General features: G+C 75.3%; 8 protein-coding genes and 1 pseudogene. 5 read left to right on the plus strand and 4 right to left on the minus strand.

What is annotated here, in order from left to right:
- Together JNW98_RS31530 and JNW98_RS31535 are read left to right on the plus strand one after the other, a co-directional pair.
- A pseudogene (locus tag JNW98_RS31530) lies at window positions 1–144 on the plus strand (DUF2267 domain-containing protein); the annotation flags it as partial.
- Between the two features lie 78 nt (window positions 145–222).
- Complete coding sequence (locus JNW98_RS31535; protein WP_223771724.1) at window positions 223–618, plus strand: DUF2267 domain-containing protein; 396 nt, start codon at window positions 223–225, stop codon at window positions 616–618.
- 46 nt (window positions 619–664) lie between these two features.
- Here JNW98_RS31535 and JNW98_RS31540 read toward each other — a convergent pair whose 3' ends face one another.
- The 4 genes from JNW98_RS31540 to JNW98_RS31555 all read right to left on the minus strand — a co-directional run bounded on the left by JNW98_RS31540 (window position 665) and on the right by JNW98_RS31555 (window position 4,439).
- Window positions 665–1,693, minus strand: a complete 1,029-nt coding sequence (locus JNW98_RS31540) for a TolB-like translocation protein (protein ID WP_223771725.1) — start codon at window positions 1,691–1,693, stop codon at window positions 665–667.
- Entirely contained in the window at window positions 1,690–3,042 is a 1,353-nt protein-coding gene (locus JNW98_RS31545) for an MFS transporter (protein ID WP_223771726.1), read from the minus strand. The genes JNW98_RS31540 and JNW98_RS31545 overlap by 4 nt, the downstream gene beginning before the upstream one ends.
- A 2-nt stretch (window positions 3,043–3,044) precedes the next feature.
- A complete protein-coding gene (locus tag JNW98_RS31550) occupies window positions 3,045–3,929 on the minus strand; it encodes an alkaline phosphatase family protein (RefSeq protein WP_223771727.1) in 885 nt (294 codons plus the stop codon).
- A gap of 219 nt (window positions 3,930–4,148) precedes the next feature.
- On the minus strand, window positions 4,149–4,439 hold the full coding sequence (locus JNW98_RS31555) for a hypothetical protein (RefSeq protein ID WP_223771731.1): 291 nt from the start codon (window positions 4,437–4,439) through the stop codon (window positions 4,149–4,151).
- A gap of 232 nt (window positions 4,440–4,671) precedes the next feature.
- On the opposite strand from JNW98_RS31555, the gene JNW98_RS31560 reads away from it, so the two are divergent.
- From JNW98_RS31560 to JNW98_RS31570, 3 genes are all read left to right on the plus strand, one after another.
- A complete protein-coding gene (locus tag JNW98_RS31560) occupies window positions 4,672–5,499 on the plus strand; it encodes an alpha/beta fold hydrolase (protein WP_223771732.1) in 828 nt (275 codons plus the stop codon).
- Window positions 5,500–5,622: 123 nt separating this feature from the next.
- On the plus strand, window positions 5,623–6,051 hold the full coding sequence (locus tag JNW98_RS31565; protein WP_223771728.1) for a roadblock/LC7 domain-containing protein: 429 nt from the start codon (window positions 5,623–5,625) through the stop codon (window positions 6,049–6,051).
- A 65-nt stretch (window positions 6,052–6,116) separates the two neighbouring features.
- The coding region (locus JNW98_RS31570; protein WP_223771729.1) for a DUF6397 family protein at window positions 6,117–7,321 on the plus strand (1,205 nt) is incomplete at its 3' end.

The following is a 7,321-nucleotide window of genomic DNA, read 5'->3' on the forward strand; positions in this document are numbered from 1 at the left end:
GCGACCGAGGAGACGGCCCTGTGGGACACCGGCGCCGTGCTCAGCGTCGTCGCCGAGGCCGCCGGTGCCGAGCTGATGCGGCGCGTCCTGCTGCAGCTCCCGCCGGGCTACGACCTCCTCTTCGGCCGCCCCGAAGCGGCGTGACGCCCTGTCCGCCGCCCGCCCGGGCCGGCCCCGGAGCACCGACCGTGAACAGGCGTGAACAGGAAGGAATCGCAACGCATGACCTGGCAGGACCTCGTGCGGCGGATACGCGCCGCGGGCCGGTACCCCACCGACCGGGAGGCGGAGGACGTCCTGCGGGCCGTCCTGGCCGTCCTGGGCGGGCACGTCACCGGCGAGGAGCGCTGCGAACTCGCGGCGCTGCTGCCTCCCGAGGCCGGCGCCGTCCTGGCGGGCAGCATCCCGCTCACCCAGCCGCTGACCGCCCCCGGCTTCGTCGAGGCCGTCGCCGCCGCCCTGGACACCGCCCCGCCGTCGGCCCGCTGGGCCGTGGGCACCGTCCTCACCGAGCTCGCCGGGACGGCCGGGGAGGACCTCACCGGGCGGATCCTCTCCCAGCTGCCCCGGGGCTACGCCCTCCTCTTCGGCCGCGCCGAACTGGCGCCCGCGGCGTGAGCGGGTCGGGAGCCCGACGTCCCGCGCGCTCCGGCGTCCGCCCGCGTCATCCCCGCGGACCGGGCGTGAATGCCGGAGCCAGGGCCGCGTCCATCAGCGTCCGGGGCCGCCCGGAGCCGTCGGCCGGCACTGCCCACAGGTCGGAGCCGTAGTCGCCGGGCAGCGAGTACACCAGGGTGTGCCCGTCCCGCCAGACGGCCTGATCGTCCACGTTGCGCCGTTCGGCCGTCGGCGTCTCCCGCAGGGTGCGCAGGTCGAGTACGTACAGCCGCCAGGGAGCGTCCGACGAGGCGCCCGCGACGCGCTTCTTGTAGGCGACCCGGGTGCCGTCGGGGGAGAGGGAGGGGCACTCGACGTTGGGACGCAGCGAACGCAGGGTCTTCGCGGCGCGGTCGCCGCGGGCCAGGTAGGTCCGGCCGCCGGTGGCGACCGTGGCGTAGAAGCGGTCGTCGTCGGCGAAGGTGACGCCCCAGACGTTGAGGTCGGCCGCCCGGTGCTCCTCCCCGTCGAGGAAGAACCGGTAGGACTCCAGGGTGCGGTCCAGGTCGCCCGTCCGGAGGTCCAGGACCGATGTGCGGGTCGAGAAGGAACTCCCGGCGTACGAGTCGCCGCTGACGAAGACCGTCCACGCCACGACGCGGCCGCCGGGCGCCACCCGGGCCCGGCTCGGGATGCCCGCCAGGGCGTACCGCCGCCGCTCCCGCAGCCGCTCGTCCAGGACGACCGCTCGGTAGCCGTCGCGGAGCGCCCCGCGCACCGCCTGGAGGCAGACGCCGGTGCCCGCGGCGGAGTGGAACCGCAGGCACCGCACACCCGAGGCGGTGCGCGGACCGGACGGGTCCGCCTCGGCCACCGAGGTGAGTTCGTCCCGGTGCGGGCCCCACGCCATGTTGCGGAAGACCGTGCGGCCCGGCGTGCCGAGGACCACGTCGCCGGAGCGCACCTCGGGGCCGCCGGCCTGGACGCGGTCCTTCTCCGCCGCGCGGTCCGCCGCGCGGAGGGTGGCCCCCAGGGCCACGCCGCCCAGGATGAGGACCGCGACGAGCAGGACGACGATCCGGTGCGCGCGTCTCAACGGACCGCCTCCCGCCCGGCGTCGGGAACGCCGTCGGGGCCGTCGCCGGGGCGGTTGCCGAGGCCGACGCCGGAGCGGCCGCCGGGGTCGTCGGTGTGCCCGCCGGGCCGCAGCAGGGCCACGCTCGCCAGCGCCGAGACGGCCAGCCCGACGGCCGCCAGGCCCAGCGCCGTACGGTCGCCCCACGCCGTCCAGGCCGCGCCGAACGCGATCGAGCAGACGAACCGGGCCCCCGCCTGGCCGGTCTGCACCACGGCGAGACCGCTGCCGCGCACCGCCTCGGGCACGGCGTCGGCCGTCGCCGCGGCCAGGACGCCGTCCGTGGCCGCGTAGAAGGACCCGTGCAGCGCGAGCACCACCCCGGCGAGCGCGGGGGAGTCCCCGAGGGGCGCGACGAGCAGTACGTACGCCCCCAGCAGGGCCAGGTGTCCGCAGAGGAAGCACAGCCGGCGGCCGAACCGGTCCGCCAGGATCCCCACCGGCACCGCGAGCAGCAGGAAGGCCGCCGCCGTCCCCAGCGGCAGCAGCGGGAACCACGACTCCGAGAGGTCCAGGCGGCGCTGTAGCGTCAGGTAGAGGAACGAGTCGCTCACCGTCGTCAGTCCCAACAGCGCGGCGCACACGGCCAGTCGGCGGATCGCCGACCGGCGCAGCAGCGCGCGGGCCGGAGCGCGCGGTGCCCGCCGCGCCGTGCGTCCGCGAGCCCGCTCCGGCGTACCGGAGCGCCCGGGGACGAACAGCAGCAGGACGAGCACCCCGAGGGCCGCCACGCACCCGCTCACCGTGAACACGGCGTCGTAACCGCCCGCCGCGACCCGCAGGATGAGGAACGCGGCCACCGGGCCGAGCAGCGCGCCGGCCGTGTCCATCGCCCGGTGCGCGCCGAACGCCCGCCCCCGCCCGGCCGGTTCGCAGGCCAGCGAGATCATGGCGTCGCGCGGTGCCGTGCGCAACCCCTTGCCCGTGCGGTCGGCGGCGAGGACCGCGCCGATCAGCGGCACGGTGTGCGCCAGGAGCAGCAGCGGCTTGCAGAGCGCCGACATGCCGTAGCCGGCGGCGGCCACGGCCTTGGGGCCCGCGCCGCGGTCGGCGAGCCCCCCGCCGAGGAGCCGGACGAGGGCGCTGACGCCGTTGTAGACGCCGTCCAGGAGGCCGAAGCCGAGCGGGGAGAGGCCCAGTCCGGCCACGAGGTAGAGCGGCAGGACGGCGGTGACCATCTCCGAGGAGACGTCCGTGATCAGGCTGACGGTCCCCAGCACGAGCACCGTGCCCGGGACCGCGGCGTACCGCCTGGATCCGGTGGTGGGCGCGGCGCTCGCGGGGGACGTGCGGCTGTCCGCGAGGTACACGGTCAGCTGTTCCAGACGCCGGTGATGTCCTTGCCGTGCGCCGCGTTCCCGGCGTGCGCGGTTCCGTACATGTCCTCGATCGTGCGCAGCACGTCGTAGTGGTTGTACGTGGTCGCGGACGTGGAACCGGCCTTGACCGGCTGGCCGTAGAGGACGGTCGGGATCCGGTTGCCGCTCAGCCGGTTGTCCTCGTCGAAGGTGACCAGCAGCAGGCTGTTGTGGGTCTTCGCCCAGTCCGCGTAGCCCTTGAGGTTCTTCTTGAGCCAGGTGTCACCGGTGGACACCGGGCAGTCGTGCATGTCGCTGCACATGTCGGGGACGACGAAGGACACGGTCGGCAGCTTGGCGTAGTCGGTGGGGAAGGCGCCGAAGGTGTGCGCGGTGCTGGTGGGCACGTTGCCGAAGCCGAACCAGGGGTTGTGCTTCTGCCGGTACCGGCCGCTCTTGCAGATGGTGGAACCCTCGGCGGGCAGCGACTCGTTGTAGCTGGCCCAGGTCCTGCCCTTGTCAGCCAGTCCGGTGGCCAGGTTGGGCGCGTCGCTGAACCCGACGTCCACGCAGCTGTCGTCGGTGACGTCCTGGGTGTCCCCGGAGAAGAGGGCGTAGTAGTTGGGCTGGCTGGGGTGGGTCTCGGCGTACGAGGCGGTGAGGCTGGCGCCGCCCGCCGCCAGGGAGTTGAGGTAGGGGGCGGAGGAGGAGCCCATGACCTGGTCGTAGGCGTGGTTCTCGAACACGACGACCACGACGTGGTCGGGGGTCGGGACCGCGGCCTTCGCGGGCGACGCGGACGAGGTGGCCGACCAGAGGCCGAGGGAGCCCGCGGTCAGTCCGAGGGCGGCGGCGAGGGTGCCGAGGTGACGTCTGTGGGGGTGTGAGGCGAGGGGCACGGGGGCCTCCGGGGGTGGGGGTGAGGGGGTGCCGGGGAGGGGCGGGTGCCGGAAGAGGGGGCTCGTCGGCAGCGTAGGGCTGAGGCGTGGCATGCACACGTCCATGCGGTGACGAGCCGGGGAACGCTCGCCGAGAGGGGGGTGGACGTGCGGCCCGGGTGTGACGGCCGTCGTCGGATGTCGTCGGGTGTCGCGGACCGCCGGGCGTCAGGCGGTGCGTCAGGCGGCCGGGAGGCCGAGCAGGCTCCGTGCCACGTGCTGCGGTGACGTGCCGCGTTCCCGCGCGAGCGCGACCAGGGCGCGGCAGGCCAGCTCGTTCACCCCGAAGCTGAGCGCCTCGGGGGAGACCCAGCGGGCGGCCTCGGCGCTCCGGTCGGGGTCGTTCTCGGCGCAGGCCGCGACGTAGACGGCCGCGGCCTCGAACAGGTTGTGCTGCCGCTCCGGCGGACGGGCCGGGGGAGCCCCGTCCTGCCCTGCCGGCCGGGAACGCCTGCGAAGCCTGTCGAACAACACGCGGATCACCTGCCCTCGTGAGCGGCTCTTCCTGCGGTTGTGCAAGTGTGCCCGGTTCACGGCCTGTTGAACCCGGGGGTGGCCGGGGAACGCCTCTCGCGGCCTCGCCGGCCGGTCCGCCGAGCAATAAGACGGGTGCGAGATATGTCGAATCGATCTATGCTCTGGCTTGGGGTCGCGCGGACGGTGGTCGCGGCACGGGAATCGGCAAAAGGGGCGGGGCATGACGATGCGGGAGACGGCGTTCACCTCCGGCGGGGCGCGGATCCGGTGGACGGAGGCGCGGGGCGGCGGCGCGCCGCTGGTCTACGTCCACGGGCTCGGCGCCGCCTCCGCCGTGTACCACGCCCACATCGCCGCGCACCCGGCCCTCCGCGGGCGGCGCTCCCTCTTCGTCGACCTGCCCGGCCACGGGACGAGCGACCGGCCCGCCGACTTCGGTTACACGCTGGAGGAGCACGCCGACGCGCTCGCGGCCGTCCTGGACGCGGCGGGGGCCGGTGGCGCCGACCTCGTCGCGCACAGCATGGGGGGAGCGGTCGCCGTCGTCCTCGCCCGTCGCCGGCCCGGCCTCGTCTCCCGCCTCGTCCTCGCCGAGGCCAACCTCGATCCGCATCCGCCCGCGACGGCGGGGAGCAGCGGCATCGCGGCCTACGGCGAGGAGGCGTTCGTGCGCGGCGGGGGCTTCGAGGAGACGCTGGAGCGGGTGGGAGGGGCGTGGGCGGCCACGATGCGCCTGGCCGACCCGACGGCGCTGCACCGCAGCGCCACCTGGCTCGTCCGCGGCACGCGGCCGACCGTGCGGCGGATGCTGACCGGTCTGCGGGTGCCGCGTACTTACCTTCAGGGCGAGCTGAGCGGTGAACTGGTGGGTCGGGAGGGGCTGGAGGAGGCCGGTGTGGTCGTCCGGATCATTCCGGGGGCCGGTCACGTGATGATGTTCGACAATCCGGACGCCTTCGCCGAGGCGGTCGCCGCAGCCGTCGGAGCCGTCGGAGCCGTCGGAGCCGTCGGAGCCGTCGGAGCCGTCGGAGTTGCCGGAGCTCTCGGAGCCTGAAGCGGCCGCTCGGAGGTGCTCGCGGGCGGCCGGTGAGCGGGGCTGCGCGTGGTTGCCGACCGCCGACGGGGTGAGCGAGGCTCGTGCACGACACTGCCGGGAACGCGGAGCGGGAGGCGGCGCATGGGGCTCGGCGAGGGGTTCGGTGAGAGGTTCGGCGAGGGGTTCGAGGCGATACTGGACGACCTGACGCGGCGGGCCGAGGGTGTGCGGCATGCCCTGGTGCTCTCCAACGACGGTCTGGTGACGGGCGCCAGCGAGGGGCTGACCAGGGAGGACGCCGAGCATCTGGCCGCGGTCGCCTCGGGGTTGCACAGCCTCGCCCAGGGCACCGGCCGGCAGTTCCGGGCGGGCCGGGTGCGGCAGACCATGATCGAGTTCGACGGCGGCGTGCTCTTCGTGACGGCCGCCGGGAGCGAGAGCTGCCTCTGTGTGCTGGGGGGCGAGGCGGCGGACATCGGGCACATCGCGTACGAGATGACCGTGCTGGCCGAGCGGGTGGCGGCGGAGACCGCCGGGCGGGCCGGGACCGGGGATGGGTGTGACGCCTGAGGCGTTGTCAGACCCCTCCTCTATATTCGTCACTGTCGGTAATCGGTGAGTGACGGGAGAGGGTCATGGCGGTTCGGTACGTCACCGGGAGTGTGACGGAGAGCGGCGTTCCCTTCGGGCGCGCGGCCCGGGAACTCGGCTTGAAGGCCGGCGAGTTGGACCTCGCCCTGCAAGTGGGTGAGGTGCGGGCGGTCGTCTCCGGGCCGGCGGGTCCACGGCGGGTCCGCGCGGAGGACATCGAGCGGCACCGGTCGGCCGAGGGCTTCCCCGACGCTCTCCGGGCCCGGCTGCGGACGGTCGGCACGGCGGAGGGCGCTGAGTTGGCGGGCGTCGCCACGGCGCGCTTCACACGGCTGGCCCGGGGTGGCCTCCTCGTCCCGGTGCGGTTCTGGATCAATCGCTACGGGGTGGTCGTCTGGCAGTATCTCGCGTCGGACGTCGCCGAGTTCGCCGAACGCCGCGCTCCTCTGCTGACCGGCAGGCTGCCGGCCGACGTGCGCGCGGTGACGGACGACGGCGGAGACCTGCGGGGTGCGCGCTGGCGCGGTCTGCGCGTCGGGCAACTGGAGGCCCAGGCCGGGGATCCCTGGCAACGCGCCGCGGCCGCCGCGGCCGTCCTCTCCCCGGACCAGCTGGTCCCCACCGTCCCGGACCCGGCCGAACGCGCCTGGATCGGCGCCCTCCGCCCGGCCCTCACCTCCGTACGGCCCACGGCACCGGCCGGCCGCGCGGCGGTGGAGGGCGTGGTGTTCGCCGACGGACCGGACGAAGTCGCGCATTATCAGGCGCGGGTGGCGGCCTCGGCCGCCGAGGCGCGGTCGGGCGGGGCGCCGGTCTGGCCGGAAGCCATGGCCGCCGGGGCGACGACGGCCGCCGGCCCGGGAGCCGGCGCCGCCGACGAGGGGGCCCGTCCGCTCGTGCCGGCACCGGGTGCACCCCGGAGCGCGGAGGGAGCGGACAGGAGGCCACCGCCCGCGCCACCGTCGGCGGGCGCACCGGACGCGGTCGCACGAGAACAAGCGGCCACGTCACGGGTGGGCGGCGGCGCAGCCTTGGACCCACGCCCGACCGGCAGCACGGGATGCGACGCGCCCGGCGTCGGGGACTCCGCCCGGCCGGCCGCCACCGGCGGCCTGCGCTCCGTGTGCCGTGCCCTCGACCGGCTGCTCGGCCGAGGCGGACGGCCTGGGACGCCGATCCGTCGGGAGCGCCCTGCCGGCAGGCGGCGCCGTGCCGGGGACCGGCACCCTGACGGGTGGCTGCGCGCGGC

Origin of the sequence: Streptomyces huiliensis, from assembly GCF_020037025.1 — a bacterium.
GTDB classification, from domain to species: Bacteria; Actinomycetota; Actinomycetes; order Streptomycetales; family Streptomycetaceae; genus Streptomyces; species Streptomyces huiliensis.